The organism is Tardiphaga sp. 841_E9_N1_2 (assembly GCF_051811065.1).
Taxonomy (GTDB): Bacteria; Pseudomonadota; Alphaproteobacteria; order Rhizobiales; family Xanthobacteraceae; genus Tardiphaga; species Tardiphaga robiniae.
Window position 1 is genome coordinate 4,576,984 of record NZ_JBPWQC010000001.1, and the last position, 15,780, is coordinate 4,592,763.

At 62.7% G+C, this 15,780-nt stretch carries 14 protein-coding genes; 13 read left to right on the forward strand and 1 reads right to left on the reverse strand.

The annotated features are described in order from the left end of the window. Positions 1 to 12: 12 nt before the first annotated feature. Positions 13 to 966, forward strand: a complete 954-nt coding sequence (locus AB8A50_RS22005) for a LysR family transcriptional regulator (protein WP_439078891.1) — start codon at positions 13 to 15, stop codon at positions 964 to 966. On the opposite strand, the gene AB8A50_RS22010 is transcribed toward AB8A50_RS22005, so the two are convergent. After that, a complete protein-coding gene (locus AB8A50_RS22010; RefSeq protein ID WP_089266433.1) occupies positions 943 to 2,046 on the reverse strand; it encodes a DUF2336 domain-containing protein in 1,104 nt (367 codons plus the stop codon). The genes AB8A50_RS22005 and AB8A50_RS22010 overlap by 24 nt on opposite strands. A gap of 362 nt (positions 2,047 to 2,408) precedes the next feature. On the opposite strand from AB8A50_RS22010, the gene rimP reads away from it, so the two are divergent. The 12 genes from rimP (at position 2,409) to AB8A50_RS22070 (ending at position 15,664) form a co-directional block, all read left to right on the forward strand. After that, on the forward strand, positions 2,409 to 3,188 hold the full coding sequence (gene rimP / locus AB8A50_RS22015) for a ribosome maturation factor RimP (RefSeq protein ID WP_093757899.1): 780 nt from the start codon (positions 2,409 to 2,411) through the stop codon (positions 3,186 to 3,188). Positions 3,189 to 3,191: 3 nt separating this feature from the next. Continuing rightward, the gene (gene nusA, locus AB8A50_RS22020) at positions 3,192 to 4,796 is read left to right on the forward strand and encodes a transcription termination factor NusA (protein ID WP_068734140.1); all 1,605 of its coding nucleotides are present in this window, start codon (positions 3,192 to 3,194) and stop codon (positions 4,794 to 4,796) included. Positions 4,797 to 4,812: 16 nt separating this feature from the next. Then, positions 4,813 to 5,601: an RNA-binding protein gene (locus tag AB8A50_RS22025; RefSeq protein ID WP_175369427.1), complete on the forward strand. Its 789-nt coding sequence runs from the start codon at positions 4,813 to 4,815 to the stop codon at positions 5,599 to 5,601. 9 nt (positions 5,602 to 5,610) lie between these two features. Then, a complete protein-coding gene (gene infB, locus AB8A50_RS22030; protein WP_439078892.1) occupies positions 5,611 to 8,394 on the forward strand; it encodes a translation initiation factor IF-2 in 2,784 nt (927 codons plus the stop codon). Between the two features lie 168 nt (positions 8,395 to 8,562). Further along, positions 8,563 to 8,979: a 30S ribosome-binding factor RbfA gene (rbfA, locus tag AB8A50_RS22035; RefSeq protein WP_068734171.1), complete on the forward strand. Its 417-nt coding sequence runs from the start codon at positions 8,563 to 8,565 to the stop codon at positions 8,977 to 8,979. Then, positions 8,976 to 10,136 (forward strand): tRNA pseudouridine(55) synthase TruB, encoded by a 1,161-nt coding sequence (gene truB, locus AB8A50_RS22040; protein ID WP_439078893.1) that lies wholly within the window; start codon positions 8,976 to 8,978, stop codon positions 10,134 to 10,136. Before rbfA ends, truB begins: the two co-directional genes overlap by 4 nt. A gap of 2 nt (positions 10,137 to 10,138) precedes the next feature. Further along, positions 10,139 to 10,408, forward strand: a complete 270-nt coding sequence (rpsO, locus tag AB8A50_RS22045; protein ID WP_068734145.1) for a 30S ribosomal protein S15 — start codon at positions 10,139 to 10,141, stop codon at positions 10,406 to 10,408. A gap of 323 nt (positions 10,409 to 10,731) precedes the next feature. After that, positions 10,732 to 12,879 carry a polyribonucleotide nucleotidyltransferase gene (gene pnp / locus AB8A50_RS22050; protein ID WP_089266441.1) on the forward strand — a complete coding sequence of 716 codons (2,148 nt, stop codon included), beginning with the start codon at positions 10,732 to 10,734 and terminating at the stop codon, positions 12,877 to 12,879. 167 nt (positions 12,880 to 13,046) lie between these two features. Then, positions 13,047 to 13,499, forward strand: a complete 453-nt coding sequence (locus AB8A50_RS22055; RefSeq protein ID WP_089266443.1) for a MarR family winged helix-turn-helix transcriptional regulator — start codon at positions 13,047 to 13,049, stop codon at positions 13,497 to 13,499. A 29-nt stretch (positions 13,500 to 13,528) separates the two neighbouring features. After that, complete coding sequence (locus tag AB8A50_RS22060; protein WP_439078894.1) at positions 13,529 to 14,092, forward strand: isochorismatase family protein; 564 nt, start codon at positions 13,529 to 13,531, stop codon at positions 14,090 to 14,092. A gap of 1 nt (position 14,093) precedes the next feature. Further along, positions 14,094 to 14,423 carry a hypothetical protein gene (locus AB8A50_RS22065; protein WP_439078895.1) on the forward strand — a complete coding sequence of 110 codons (330 nt, stop codon included), beginning with the start codon at positions 14,094 to 14,096 and terminating at the stop codon, positions 14,421 to 14,423. Next, on the forward strand, positions 14,420 to 15,664 hold the full coding sequence (locus AB8A50_RS22070) for an MFS transporter (RefSeq protein WP_439078896.1): 1,245 nt from the start codon (positions 14,420 to 14,422) through the stop codon (positions 15,662 to 15,664). Before AB8A50_RS22065 ends, AB8A50_RS22070 begins: the two co-directional genes overlap by 4 nt. Positions 15,665 to 15,780: the final 116 nt, after the last annotated feature.

Genomic DNA, 15,780 nt, shown 5'->3' on the forward strand with positions numbered 1-15,780 from the left:
CTCTGTCGAACAATGAGCGATCTCGATCTGCGCGATCTGGCGGCCTTTCTGGCCGTGGCCAGGACCCGGAATTTCCGGCGGGCTGCGGTAGAGACCCATGTCTCGGTGTCTAGCCTGAGCCAGCGGCTGCGCGATATGGAAGAGCGGCTTGGCGTTCGTTTGCTGCATCGCACAACGCGCAGTGTTGCGCTTACCGAAGCCGGAGAATTGCTGCAGCGCAAAATCGCTCCGGCTATGGGCGATGTCCATGCTGCGCTGCAACAAGTTCGCGATTTCGGTGATGTGCCGTCTGGCCGCCTCAGGATCAACGGTCCAGCACCAGCCATCGATATCGTCGTGGCGCCGATGGTTACGCCATTTTTACAGCAATATCCGCAGGTTGAGCTTGAGATCGTTGCCGAGACGTCACTGATCGACATCGTCGCCAAGGGGTTCGACGCCGGCATTCGTTATGGCGAGGATCTGGCGCAGGACATGATCGCGGTCTCGCTGGGGCCGCCGCAACGCTTCGTGATGGTGGCTTCTTCGCAATATATTGCGCAGCATGGACGACCTATTGCACCGCAGCAATTGCTGCAGCATTGCTGCATCAGAACGCGTTTCGACAACGGTTCTATCCCGGAATGGGAGTTCGAAAAGGACGGCCAGGTGGTCAGGATCCCGCCCCGGGGGCCGCTGCTGGCGAGTTATTCCCGGCTCGGGCTGGAAGCGGCCCGGGACGGGCTTGGCTTTTACGCGGTGTTTGAGGGCTATGTGCGGGACGACCTCGCGACCGGGAGGTTGGTCAGCGTGCTGGAGGACTGGCTGCCGCCATTCCCGGGGCCGTTCCTGTATTATCCAAGTCGTCGGCAGCCGCCGCCGGCTTTGGCGGCGTTCGTGAGTTTTGTGGCGGAGTGGCGCAAACGGGAGCGGCGGGCTGCGGCCCCGGAGAACCCCAGTGGATCAGAGCGGCAGGGGAATCGCTGAGGCGGTCTCGCGGGTCTGCCAGAAGGTCAGCACACGCTGTGCCGTGGCGGGCACCAGGCGCTCGAAATTCTGCCGGGCTTCCTCGACATCGGCGGCGGCAGGCGAACGGCCGGGGCCGAGACGCAGCGTCATCAGGGCGCGGACGGTGGCCCAGGAAATCCCGATCGATTTGCCGAGGATCAGCATCGGATCGTCGCGGTCGCCCTTGAGGAGCTGGTCGATGGTCCCGATCCGCACGCCCGACAGAGCGGCGAGGGCGGCGGCAGTTTCCTCATATTGATGGGCGCGGGCAAAGCGCAACAAAGCGCCTTCGTCCAGCTCGTCGGCCTGGTGGAGCTTGCGAATGGCACGCTGCGCGGTGGCGAAGTCGCGGGTGACGGCCAGATGCGTCGGCGTACCGGTGATGTCCTGCATCGCGCGGTTGATCGCGTTGCGCAGTTGGGGGGCGGCGGCGTCGAACAGCCGACGGCGAACCACCTCGACTGACTGCGCCAACAGGTGTTTGAGTTGTTCCGGCGCGAGATCGTCGCGCTGCCCGACCGTGACGGCGAGGGCGCCATCGTCGCTGGCGCGGCGAATGAGGCCGGTATAGCCGAGCTGCGAGAAAGCCGCACCGGCGTTGCCGGCCACGCGGCGGATCACGTCGCGGTCGCCGCGGCGGACGATCACGTCGGTAATGCGCGGGGTCAGCGTCGAGCGATCGGAGATCGCCAGCAGATGCGACTGGCCTTGGGCCTTGGCGATGTCGACCAGTGTCGGTTCGTCGATCAAGGGTGAACGGCGCAACAGCGGCCCGGCGATCAGGATCTCGTCATCGCGGACGAGCAGGGCCACCAGTTGCGGCGGTGCGTTGACGAGATCGGACAGCCGTTCGGCCAGCTCTGTGCGTGCTTCGACCTCGGTTTGTGGAACCAGACTCGTCAGAACGCCGTCGAACAGATCGACATGTGCCGGTTGAAAACGGGATGCGCCCCTTAGGAAAAGCTCGGAAATCTTACGCACCGCCTCGCCGCGCCGCTTGGGATCGCCATCTCTGACGATGTTCTCCAGCCCGGGAATGAGCGATTTCGCCTCAGCCATCAAAAAATACTCAACACCACCATACGGAAAGGCTGGGGCACCCTAGATGGGGTTGATGAAGGAACGGTTAGTCCGCAGGATTGGGCTACCGCGGGTTGCAGAAATATTGCGGGGCAGCCACTGCGGCCTTGCCGGGGCGCCGGAAAAGGGCTATATCGCCCACAACTTATTAGGTTCTCATACGATCGCGTTTGAGAGTGGGCCCCTCGGGACCCGCTCTTTTTTATTACCTGAACGGACCTTGGCCGATAATCCGGCGGGGCTCGCCCGGGTCCAAAAGGGCCGAAAGCCCGACGCGATACACTTCTGCAGGCTGCACGCGCATTCAGACATCCTCCAACCGGAATACTTCGATCCTGGACATGACCGACCAAAACCCAGAAACCGTTGATACCGAGCTGCTTTCCGAGCCGCGCCTGGTGATCGAGCCGGGTGCTGCGGCGCGGGTATCGGCAGTCGCTACGCCCGTGCTTGAAAACCTCGGTTACCGGCTGGTGCGGATCAAAATTTCCGGCGAGCTCGGTTGCACCGTGCAGATCATGGCGGAGCGGCCGGATGGCACCATGCTGGTCGAAGACTGCGAGGCGATCTCACACGCGCTGTCGCCGGTGATGGACGTCGCCGATCCGATCCAGCGCGCCTATCGCCTCGAAATTTCCTCGCCCGGCATCGATCGTCCGCTGGTCCGACGCTCCGATTTCGAGCGCTATCATGGCTATCTGGTTAAGATCGAGATGGCTGTCGCCGTCGGCGGCCGTAAACGCTTCCGTGGTCTGCTCGGCGCCATCGAAGGCGACGTCGTCCTGATCGACCGCGAAGGCGCCCGCGACGGCGAGGACCCCATCACGCGGTTGCCGCTGGAAGACATCTCCAATGCCAGTCTGGTGCTGACCGACGAGCTGATCGCCGAGTCCATGCGCCGCGGCAAGCACGCCGAGCTTGATCTCAAGCGGGAGCTCGGTCTCGCGCCGCCGCCGGCACCGCATGCCAAGCGCAGCGATCCGAAAAAGAGCTTTGCGCCGAAGCCGAAACTCAAGGTCGCGAAAGCTACCAAGAAGCCTTTGCCGAAGAATACCAAAGAACATCGTCTGGCCGCCGACCGTGCGCGCCGAGGCGAAATCGATCCCATCGAAGGAGAATGAGCTATGGCCGCTGTCAGCGCCAATAAACTCGAACTGCTGCAGATCGCCGACGCCGTCGCGCGCGAAAAATCGATCGACCGCAACATCGTCATCCAGGCGATGGAAGAGGCGATCGCGAAAGCGGCCCGCGCGCGCTACGGTTCCGAGACCGATGTGCATGCCGAGATTCATCCCAAGACCGGCCAGCTCTCTCTGACCCGCCACATGCTGGTGGTCGAGGACGTCGAGAATTCGTCTTTCCAGACCTCGCTGTTTGACGCGCAGCGCGCCAATCCGGGTGCGCAGATCGGCGACACCATCGCCGACACGCTGCCGCCGCTGGAATACGGCCGTATCGCCGCGCAGTCCGCCAAGCAGGTCATCGTGCAGAAGGTGCGCGAAGCCGAGCGTGACCGGCAGTACCAGGAATTCAAGGATCGCATCGGCGAGATCGTCAACGGCATCGTCAAGCGCGTCGAATACGGTTCGGTGATCGTCGATCTTGGCCGCAGCGAAGCCATCGTGCGCCGCGACGAGATGCTGCCGCGCGAAGTGTTCCGCAACGGCGACCGCGTTCGCGCCTATGTGTTCGACGTGCGCCGCGAGACCCGTGGTCCGCAGATCTTCCTGTCGCGCACCCATCCGCAGTTCATGGCCAAGTTGTTCGCGCAGGAAGTGCCTGAAATCTATGACGGTATCGTTGAAATCAAGGCCGTGGCCCGCGATCCCGGTTCGCGTGCGAAAATTGGCGTTATCTCGCGCGACTCGTCGGTGGATCCGGTCGGCGCCTGCGTCGGTATGCGTGGTTCCCGCGTGCAGGCCGTGGTCAACGAGCTGCAGGGCGAGAAGATCGACATCATTCCATGGTCGCCGGATATCGCCACTTTCGTGGTGAACGCGCTGGCGCCGGCGGAAGTCTCGAAAGTCGTGATCGATGAAGATCGTGAGCGCATCGAGGTTGTCGTTCCGGACACCAATAACCAGCTATCCCTTGCGATCGGTCGTCGCGGCCAGAATGTGCGCCTGGCTTCGCAGCTGACCGGCTGGGATATCGACATCCTGACCGAGCAGGAAGAATCCGAACGTCGCCAGGCCGATTTCGAAAATTCCACGCGCGTCTTCATGGAAGCGCTGAACGTCGACGAAGTCGTCGGTCAGCTGCTCGCGTCGGAAGGTTTCACCTCGGTGGAAGAACTTTCGATGGTCGATGCTAAGGAACTGTCGGGCATCGAGGGCTTCGACGACGAAACAGCGGCCGAATTGCAAAGCCGTGCACGTGAATACCTCGAGCAGCTCGAAGCTGAACTCGAAGGCAAACGTAAGGAACTGGGTGTGGAAGACGCTTTGAAGGACGTTCCGGGCGTGACCCTCAAGATGATGGTCAAGTTCGGCGAAAACGACATCAAGACCGTCGAGGATCTTGCCGGCTGCGCCACCGACGATCTGGTGGGCTGGACCGAACGCAAGGAAGGCTCCGAGCCGACCAAGCACCCGGGCATTCTCGATGCCAGCGAAATTTCGCGTGAAGACGCCGAGCATCTGATTATGCAGGCCCGCGTCGTGGCCGGCTGGATCACCCAGGCCGATCTCGACAAGGGTGCGCCGCTCGACGCCACCGAAGAAGCGTAAGGACAATGCCACGCGCATGCTCGCCATTGCTGACCAAGCAGATCTGGACAACGGCCCCCGGAGCACCAAGCCCGGGACGATGCGGATGTGCGTGGTTACGCGGAGTGTGCGCCCGATCGATGATCTGATCCGGTTCGTCGTCGCGCCCACGGGCGAGGCGATCCCGGATCTGAAGCGCAAGCTTCCCGGCCGCGGCCTCTGGGTCACGGCCTCCCGCAAGGCGGTGACCGAGGCGGCGAAGCGCAATCTTTTTGCCAAGGGCTTCAAGAAAGCGGTCAAGGCGTCGCCGACCCTGGCCGACGACACCGACAAGCTCATGGTGCGCGGCGTCATCGAGGCGCTGGCCATAACTGCCAAGGCCGGTCAGGTGGTTTCCGGCTTCACCAAGGTCGAAGACGCCCTGCGCCGCGGAACGGTCGGTGTTCTTCTCCACGCCTCCAACGGCGCCCCCGACGGAATCCGCAAACTGGACAGCGTTGCCCGGCAACGCGTGGAATTTGACGCGGAATCCGGCGACGACGCGCCGAAACTGCCGATCATTACGGTTTTAAGCTCCGATGAATTGGATTTGGCATTGGGGCGGTCAAATGTGATACATGCTGCCGTGCTTACGGGCCCGGCGGGCAAAACGTTCCTGTCGCGCAGCCAGACTCTGGTCCAATACCGGCTGGCTGACGACGACATCAACGCAAGCGCCAAAGCTTCGCTGACAACTGCTGCGCCGGAGACGGAGCCGCTGACGCCAACGATCTCGCTGATCGAAACTTCGACGACTGTGCGACCGCGCACAACGCAACAAGATTAGGACTGCTGAATGGTTGATACGAAAACGCCTGGTGACAAGACTCTGAGCGTTCCCAGCAAGACCTTGACGCTCAAGCCGCGCGTCGAGCAGGGCACTGTGCGCCAGAGCTTCAGCCATGGCCGCACCAAGCAGGTGGTGGTCGAGAAGCGCGGTAAGCGCCGTATGCCCGGCGATGCGCCCGCGGCTGCGCCTGTCGCCGCGCCAGCAACTGCTGCTCCCGCACCTGTCGAGACTGCTGCACCAGCTCCCGTTGCTGCTGCGCCGGCTGCTCCCGCTGCAACTGCTGCGCCCGCGGCGCCGGTTGCGCGCGCTGCTGCGCCTGCACCGGCCGCACCGGCTTCCCGCACTGCTGCGCCTTCTCCGGCAGGACGCAGCTCTGCTCCGCCTCCCGCAGCGCCGCCGTCGCGCGCGCCGCAGCGCCCGCAGCCTCCGGCCCGTTCGGGTTCGGGCGTCGTGCTCCGCACCCTGACTGAAGAAGAGCGCAATGCCCGCGCCAGCGCGCTGGCCGATGCCCGCGTGCGCGAGCAGGAAGAGCGTCGCCTCGCCGAGATCGAGGCTGCCCGCCGCAACACCAAGGAATTCAAGGAACAGGAAGAGCGTGAAGCTGCCGAAGCCCGTCGCAAGGCCGAGGAAGAGCGTCACCGCCAGGAAGAAGAAACCAAGCGCCGCGCTGAAGTCGAGGCCAAGCGCCGTCAGGCTGAAGCCGATGCGAAGGCCGCCAAGCCGGCCACGACGACGGCCCGTCCCGGCGCCACCTCAACTACGCCTGCGCGTGCGCCCGGCGTCGCTGCCGACGGCACCGACGAGGATGAAGGTCCACGCGTCATTCGCCGTGGTCCCGGCGGCGCCGCGCGCCCCGTGATCGCGCCGAAGCCTACTGCCAAGCCCGGTCCGCAGAAGGAGCGCGGCCGTCTCACCGTCGTCACCGCGCTGTCGGCCGGCGACGTTCGCGAGCGTTCGATCGCCTCGTTCCGTCGCCGCACCCAGCGTCTGAAGGGTCATCAGTCGAACGAGCCGAAGGAAAAGCTGGTTCGTGAAGTCACGATCCCGGAAGCGATCACGATTCAGGAACTCGCCAACCGTATGGCCGAGCGTGCCGTGGACGTGATCCGCCTGCTGATGAAGCAGGGTGCGATCCACAAGATCAACGACGTCATCGACGCCGACACCGCGCAGCTGGTGGCCGAAGAAATGGGCCACACCGTCAAGCGCGTTGCCGAATCGGACGTTGAAGAAGGTCTGTTCGATAAGGTCGACGATTCCACCGATACCGAGCCGCGTTCGCCGGTCGTGACCGTCATGGGCCACGTCGACCACGGCAAGACCTCGCTGCTCGATGCGTTGCGTCATGCCAATGTGGTGTCCGGCGAAGCCGGCGGCATCACGCAGCATATCGGCGCTTATCAGGTCACGTCGCCCGAGAGCGGCAAGAAGATCACCTTCATCGATACGCCAGGCCACGCTGCGTTCACCGCGATGCGTGCCCGCGGCGCCAAGGTCACGGATATCGTCATCCTTGTGGTGGCGGCCGATGACGGCGTCATGCCGCAGACCATCGAAGCCATCAACCACGCCAAGGCAGCCGGCGTGCCGATGATCGTGGCGATCAACAAGATCGACAAGCCCGATGCCAAGGCGGAGCGCGTGCGCACGGAACTGCTGCAGCATGACGTGCAGGTCGAATCCTTCGGCGGCGACGTGGTCGACGTCGAAGTGTCGGCGAAGAACAAGACCAACCTCGACAAGCTCCTGGAAATGATCGCACTGCAGGCCGATATTCTCGACCTGAAGACCAATTCGGAGCGTCCGGCGGAAGGTACCGTGATCGAAGCCAAGCTTGATCGCGGCCGTGGTCCGGTGGCGACCGTGCTGGTTCAGCGCGGCACCCTGAAGGTCGGTGACATCATCGTGGCCGGTGCCGAAATGGGCCGTGTCCGCGCGCTGATCTCCGATCAGGGCGAGACACTGACCGCGGCAGGTCCGTCGGTGCCGGTCGAAGTGCTCGGTTTCAACGGTCCGCCGGAAGCTGGCGATCGTATGGCCGTGGTCGAGAACGAAGCCCGCGCCCGTGAAATCACCGGCTACCGTGCGCATCAGAAGCGTGAGAAGTCCGCGGCCTCCACCAATGGCATGCGCGGCTCGCTCGAGCAGATGATGAGCCAGCTGAAGACCTCGGGTCGCAAGGACTTCCCGCTGATCATCAAGGCCGACGTGCAGGGCTCGCTTGAAGCGATTCTCGGCTCGCTTGAGAAGCTCGGTACCGATGAAGTCGCTGCGCGCATCCTGCATGCGGGCGTCGGCGGCATTTCGGAATCGGACGTCACGCTGGCGGAAGGCTTCAACGCCGCCATCATCGGCTTCTCGGTTCGTGCCAACAAGGAAGCCGCTGCTGCTGCCAAGCGCAACGGCATCGAAATCCGCTACTACAACATCATCTACGACCTCGTGGATGACGTGAAGAAAGCCATGTCCGGTCTGCTCGCGCCCACACTGCGCGAAACCATGCTGGGCAATGCGCAGATCCTCGAAGTGTTCAACATCTCGAAGGTCGGCAAGGTTGCGGGTTGCCGCGTCACCGACGGAACCGTGGAGCGCGGCGCGAATGTGCGCCTGATCCGCGACAACGTCGTGGTGCACGAAGGCAAGCTGTCGACACTGAAGCGCTTCAAGGACGAAGTGAAGGAAGTGGCGTCAGGCCAGGAATGCGGCATGGCGTTCGAGAACTACGGCGACATGCGCGTCGGCGACGTGATCGAGTGTTACCGCGTAGAGACCATCCAGCGCTCCCTGTAAGTCCAAATCTTACAGAGAGACCGGATTTAAACGAGACGTCATGCCCGGCCTGCGCGAAGCTAGCTTCGCTAGATGGCCGGGCATCCACGTCTTTGAATTTCAAAAGAGCAGTCGTGGATGGCCGGGACAAACCCGGCCATGACGAATTTTGTTTTCGTAGGGAAACCGATGCCCAAGCATCACCAAAAATCTGCCGCGCCGGGCGGCTCGCAGCGTCAATTGCGCGTTGGCGAGCTGATGCGCCACGCGATTGCCGATATCCTGTCGCAGGGTGGGGTCCACGATCCCGTTCTGCAGACCACCATCATCACCGTGCCCGAGGTGAAGATGTCGCCCGATCTCAAGCTCGCCACCGTCTATGTGATGCCGCTCGGCGGCCAGAACACCGAACCGGTGCTGAAGGCGCTCGCGGCGAACAAGAGCTTCCTGCGAACCGAGGTCGCGTATCGCGTGAACCTCAAATACGCCCCCGATCTCCGCTTCCGCATCGATGAGCGCTTCGACGAAGCCGAGCGCATCGACAAACTTTTGCGCACGCCTGCCGTTGCGCGCGACCTCAAACCAGACTCGGACGAAAACGAATGACTGTGACGACCCCAGCCGCCGCCCTCGATTCACGCCTCGATGAAGCGGGCAATGGCGAGCCCACCCTGTCTCCGGCCGTGCAGCACGGCGACCACGGTCAGCAAGCTGACCGCGGCGGCAATGACCAGCGTCAGCATCAGGGCCATCGCGGCAATAACGATCCCCGCCATCAGGGCGGCAAGCAGCGTCAGCAGGGCCAGGTCCGGCGCGACAAGCGCGACGTTCATGGCTGGGTGATCCTCGACAAGCCGATCGGCATGACCTCGACCCAGGCCGTCGCGATCGCCAAGCGCCTGTTCCAGGCCAAGCGCGCCGGCCATGCCGGTACCCTTGATCCGTTGGCGTCCGGCGGTCTGCCGATCGCGCTCGGCGAAGCCACCAAGACGGTTCCGTTCGTGATGGACGGCCGCAAGCGCTATCGCTTTACGGTCGCTTGGGGCGAGGAACGCGATACCGACGACACCGAGGGCCGTGCGACCTTCACCAGCCCGAATAGGCCAACGGCCGACCAGATCAGGGCTCTGCTGCCGCAATTTACCGGCAATATCGAACAGACCCCGCCGCAATACTCGGCGATCAAGATCCAGGGCGAGCGCGCCTATGATCTCGCCCGCGACGGCGAGGTGGTGCCGCTGGTTCCCCGACCGGTTGTGATTCACGAATTAGTCCTGACAGAACAGCCAGATAGCGACCATGCCGTGTTCGAAGCCGAGTGCGGCAAGGGCACTTACGTGCGTGCGCTGGCCCGCGATATTGGCCGTTTACTCGGCTGCTACGGCCATATCAGTGCGCTCCGGCGTACCCTGGTCGGACCTTTCGCCGAAGCCGACATGATTCCGCTGGAACAGTTGGAGGCTTTGTGCGATAGAGCCGCGTCTGGCGAGGGTAGCCTCGCCGACGCGCTACTGCCCGTTGAGACCGCGCTGGACGACATCCCGGCACTGGCCGTCACACGGGCGGATGCGGCAAGGCTCCATCGGGGCCAAGCCGTTTTGTTGCGCGGACGGGATGCGCCCGATTGTAGCGGCACAGTTTATGTCACGGTGGCAGGGCGATTATTGGCCCTCGCTGAAGTTGGCAATGGCGAACTCATCCCCAAGCGCGTGTTTAACCTGACCGGACTGACCGCCAGTTCGGCCCGCAAAGAAAGTAACTGACGATGTCGATTACCGCAGAACGCAAAGCGGAAGTCATCAAGACCAATGCCAACAAGACCGGCGACACTGGTTCGCCGGAAGTCCAGGTTGCGATCCTCTCCGAGCGCATTGCCAACCTGACCGGACACTTCAAGACCCACACCAAGGACAACCATTCCCGCCGTGGTCTTTTGAAGCTCGTCTCCACGCGTCGTTCGCTGCTTGACTACATCAAGCGCAAGGACGAGGCGCGCTACAAGGCGCTGCTCGAGAAGCACAACATTCGCCGCTAAGCGAAATCACGCGCGCAAAAACCCTTTGCGCGCGTTTTTTGTAGCGGAAGCCATGTGCGGCTTTCGCGATAACGTTCAGAAGCAATCCGGCAACTGGACGATGACGGGCAAGGTGCCCGTCGCGCGGCGCGATCCTCCAAAGATCCCCGCGACCATCGGAAGGATGGACGCCATTCAGAATACCAGAGCCATGGCAGGATCGCCGGACGCTGATTTCGCGACATCGCGAACAGCTTCTTGCCGTCTTGCGCATGGCTTTTGTGTTTTGGACTTCAGTGTTTTTGGCCGTCACGTCCTCCGTGAACCCATGAAAGAAACCTAAGATGTTTAATGTTCACTCCGTCGAGATCGATTGGGGCGGTCGTCCGCTCAAGCTGGAAACCGGCAAGGTTGCCCGTCAGGCTGACGGCGCCGTCATCGCCACCTATGGCGAGACCGTCGTTATCGCCACCGTCGTCGCCGCGAAGACTGCCAAGGATGGCATCGACTTCCTGCCGCTGACCGTCGACTACATCGAGAAGACCTATGCAGCCGGCCGCATTCCCGGTGGCTACTTCAAGCGCGAAGGTCGTCCGACCGAGAAGGAGACGCTGGTCTCCCGCCTGATCGATCGCCCGATCCGCCCGCTGTTCGTCGATGGCTGGCGCAATGAAACCCAGATCGTCGTCACCGTGCTGTCGCACGACATGGAGAACGATCCGGACATTCTCGCGCTGGTCGCCACCTCGGCTGCGCTGACGATTTCCGGCGCCCCGTTCCAGGGCCCGATCGGTGCAGCCCGCGTCGGCTTCATCAATGATGAATACGTGCTCAACCCGACCCTCGACGAAATGGCCGACACCAATCTCGACCTCGTCGTCGCTGGCACCGGCGATGCCGTGCTGATGGTGGAATCGGAAGCCAAGGAGCTCAACGAAGACGTGATGCTCGGCGCCGTGATGTTCGGTCACCGCCACTTCCAGCCGGTCATCAAGGCGATCATCGAGCTCGCCGAGAAGGCCGCAAAGGAGCCGCGCGAGGTCAAAACCATCGATGACAGCGAAATCGAGAAGGAAATGCTCGGTCTCGTCGAAACCGAGCTGCGCGCCGCTTACGCGATCCCTGTGAAGCAGGACCGCTACGCCGCCGTCGGCGCCGTCAAGGCGAAGGCGATGGCGCACTACTTCCCGGAAGGTCAGGAGCCGAAATACGACAAGCTCCGCATCGCCGGCGTGTTCAAGGAACTGGAATCGAAGATCGTTCGCTGGAACATCCTCGACACCAAGAAGCGCATCGACGGCCGCGACCTGACCACGGTTCGTCCGATCGTCGCCGAAGTTGGCGTGCTGCCGCGCGCCCACGGTTCGGCGCTGTTCACCCGCGGTGAAACCCAGGCGCTGGTCGTGACCACGCTCGGCACCGGTGAAGACGAGCAGTACATCGACTCGCTGTCGGGAACGTACAAAGAGACGTTCCTGCTGCACTACAACTTCCCTCCCTACTCGGTCGGCGAGACCGGTCGTATGGGCGGCACCAAGCGTCGCGAAATCGGCCACGGCAAGCTCGCCTGGCGCGCAATCCATCCGGTTCTGCCGGGTCACCACGAATTCCCGTACACCGTGCGCGTGGTGTCGGAGATCACCGAGTCCAACGGTTCGTCGTCGATGGCATCGGTTTGCGGTGCTTCGCTGGCGCTGATGGATGCGGGCGTTCCGATGAAGCGTCCGACGGCGGGTATCGCCATGGGCCTGATCCTCGAAGGCGCACGCTACGCGGTTCTGTCGGATATCCTGGGTGATGAAGATCACCTCGGCGACATGGACTTCAAGGTGGCTGGTACCGATACCGGCATCACCTCGCTGCAGATGGACATCAAGATCGCCGGTATCACCGAAGAGATCATGAAGGTCGCTCTGGGTCAGGCCAAGGAAGGCCGCATTCACATTCTCGGTGAGATGTCGAAGGCGCTCAACAACGCCCGTGCCGAGCTCGGCGAATACGCGCCGCGCATCGAGACCTTCAAGATCGCCACCGACAAGATCCGTGAAGTGATCGGCACCGGCGGCAAGGTGATCCGCGAGATCGTCGAAAAGACCGGCGCCAAGGTCAACATCGAAGACGACGGCACCGTGAAGGTGGCCTCATCCGATGGTGAGTCGATCAAGGCTGCGATCAAGTGGATCAAGTCGATCGCTTCGGATCCGGAGCTCAACGCGATCTATGAAGGCACCGTGGTCAAGGTCATGGAGTTCGGTGCATTCGTGAACTTCTTCGGCGCCAAGGACGGCCTGGTTCACATCAGCCAGCTCGCCGGCGGCCGCGTCCAGAAGACCTCCGACGTCGTCAAGGAAGGCGACAAGGTCAAGGTCAAGCTGCTCGGCTTCGACGATCGCGGCAAGACGCGTTTGTCGATGAAGGCGGTCGATCAGGAGACCGGCGAAGACCTCGAAGCCAAGCAGAAGGCTGCCGAAGGCGCGACTGCAGCGGAGTAATTTTCGCGATATCGTGAATGCGAAAGGGCGGCCGAGAGGCCGCCCTTTTTGTTTAGCGGCAAGACACCTGCCCCCATCACTGCGAGGTTTGAAACGACACGGCGATGTGATCGACAGATATGAAGCTTTCCTTTGTAGTTTTCCTTCGTATCCTGTAGCCCGAGGTCATGACGGACCATCATGACAACCCCGAAGATGCCCAGGCGCTGGCATTGGCGACCGAGATTCGCGACCTGATCGGTCAGGTGAAGCGCAGATTGCGTGAAAAGGCCGGCATCGGCGACCTGACGATGTCCCAGGTGTCGGTGCTGAGCCGGCTGGATCGCGACGGCCCGGCGACGGTGACCCATCTCGCTCGCGCCGAGGGCGTGCGGCCGCAATCCATGGGCGCCACGGTGGCAGCGCTGGAGACCACCGGGCTGGTCAGCGGCACCCCCGATCCGAATGACGGTCGCCAGACCATTTGGGCGCTCACCCCCGCCTGTAAGGAATGGATCCGTGTCGGTCGCGCCGCCCGTGAGGACTGGCTGTTCCACGCCATCCAGAAAACCCTGACCGCCGTGGAGCAGGATCAGCTCGCCGGCAGCATCGGGTTGCTCAAGCGCATCGTCGACGCCTGATCGCGCCACCGCATTCAAAGGACAGCCCCATGCCCCTCACGACGCTCGATCTGAACACGGCACTTGTTGTCGTCGATCTGCAGCAAGGCATCGTCGCGCTGCCGACGGTGCATCCGATCGGGGACGTCGTGAAACAGACACGTTTGTTGCTCGACGCGTTTCGCGTCCGCGAATTGCCGGTCGTGCTCGTCAACGTGGCCGGCGGTGCGCCGGGCCGCACCGAACAGCTGCGCCGATCGGTGCCGCTTGCCGAGGACTGGACCGATCTCATCCCTGAACTAGATCAGCAACCCCGCGATATCACCGTGACCAAGCATAGCTGGGGCGCGTTCGCCACGACCGATCTCCAACAGCAACTGAAGTCGCGCGGTGTCACGCAAGTCGTCATCGCCGGTGTTGCGACGGGGACCGGTGTCGAAGCCACTGCGCGCCAAGCCTATGAAGCGGGCTTCAACGTCACGCTCGCCGTCGATGCGATGACGGATATGCGCGCCGAAGCGCATGATTGCAGTATCGCCAAAGTCTTCCCCCGTCTCGGTGAGACCGGCACCACGCAGGACGTCATCAACCTGCTCGACAAACGGAGTGCGTGAGATGCTTTGGCTTCATTATCTCGCCTGGTTCTTCGGTGGCGCTTTCCTCATCAATGTGATCCCGCACCTCGTGAGCGGCGTATCCGGCCGGCCGTTTCAAAGTCCCTTCGCCACCCCATCCGGCAAAGGCTTGTCCTCATCGACGGTCAATGTGATCTGGGGCTTCGTCAATCTGGTGATCGGCTATCTCCTCGTCGTCCGCGTCGGCGATTTCGATCTGCATTCCACGATCGATGTCACCGCTTTCGGTCTTGGCGCTCTGCTGATGGCGATCTTTACGGCGCGGCTGTTCGGGCGCCTTCACGGCGGCAACACACCGCTCGGTTCATGAGTATATCGGCCACCGGTACGTTCCGCTCGCTGCGCGGTTTCAACTATCGCGTCTGGGCAGGTGGTGCGCTGGTGTCGAATATCGGCTCGTGGATGCAGCGTACCACGCAGGACTGGGTGGTGCTCACGCAACTCACCGACAACAACGCCACCGCGGTCGGCATCGTGATGGCGCTGCAGTTCGGGCCGATGCTTCTGCTGTTGCCATTCACGGGCTATGCCGCCGATCATCTGGATCGCTGCAAGCTGCTGATCGCGACGCAGGTGGCGATGGGGCTGCTGGCGCTTGGGCTGGAACTCCTTCTCCTCAGCGGTCACGTGCAGCTCTGGCATGTCTATGTGTTCGCGTTCCTGCTCGGCTGTGTTGCGGCCTTCGATTTTCCGGCACGGCAGACCTTCGTCTCCGAACTGGTCATCGAGGCCGATCTGTCGAATGCCGTCGCGCTCAACTCGACCTCGTTCAACGCGGCGCGGATGATCGGTCCGGCGGTTGCTGGCCTCTTGATTGCCCATGTCGGCTCCGGATGGGTGTTCATTCTCAATGCGGTCTCGTTCATGGCGGTGCTTGGCTCCCTCATGCTTCTGCGCGCCGATGAGATGTATCCGGCGCAGCGTTCTGCAGGTGGCCGCGGCAGTCTGGTCGAAGGCTTTCGCTATGTCTGGAAACGGCCGGACCTGAAAGCCATCTTGCTGATGCTGTTCCTGATCGGCACCTTCGGTTTGAACTTTCCGATTTTCATCTCGACCATGTCGGTCACGGCATTTCATGCCGGCGCCGGTCAATATGGCGTCCTGACATCGGTCATGGCGATCGGGTCGGTGATCGGTTCGCTGCTGGCAGCGCGGCGCGACAGGCCGCGCATCAGTCTTCTGATCGTCGGGGCCGCTGTGTTCAGCGCGGGCTTCGCCCTCGCCGCCGCCATGCCGAGTTACTGGTTGTTCGGCCTTACGCTGATCGTGATCGGTATCGCAGCTCAAACCGTGACCACCTCGACAAGCAGCCTGGTGCAGCTCTCGACCGAGCCGGCCATGCGCGGTCGCGTGATGGCGATCCTGCTAGCCATTGCACTTGGTGGTACGCCGATCGGTGCGCCGATTGTCGGCTGGGCCGCTGATCGATTCGGTCCGCGCTGGGCGCTAGCCATCGGCGCGATCTCGGGAATGGCTGCGGCCCTGGTCGGCCTGCATTATCTCCTGAAACACCGCGACGGCCAACGCAGTGTCCGGCCCGGTGGATCATGATTCGCCCCATGTGAGACGGTATCTCAGACCTGTGATGTGCTATGTCGCGCTGCGTCACAATGCCCGCACACGAAACTGCCAGAGATGCGGTGCGTATTTGCCAGACGTAGCAGTCC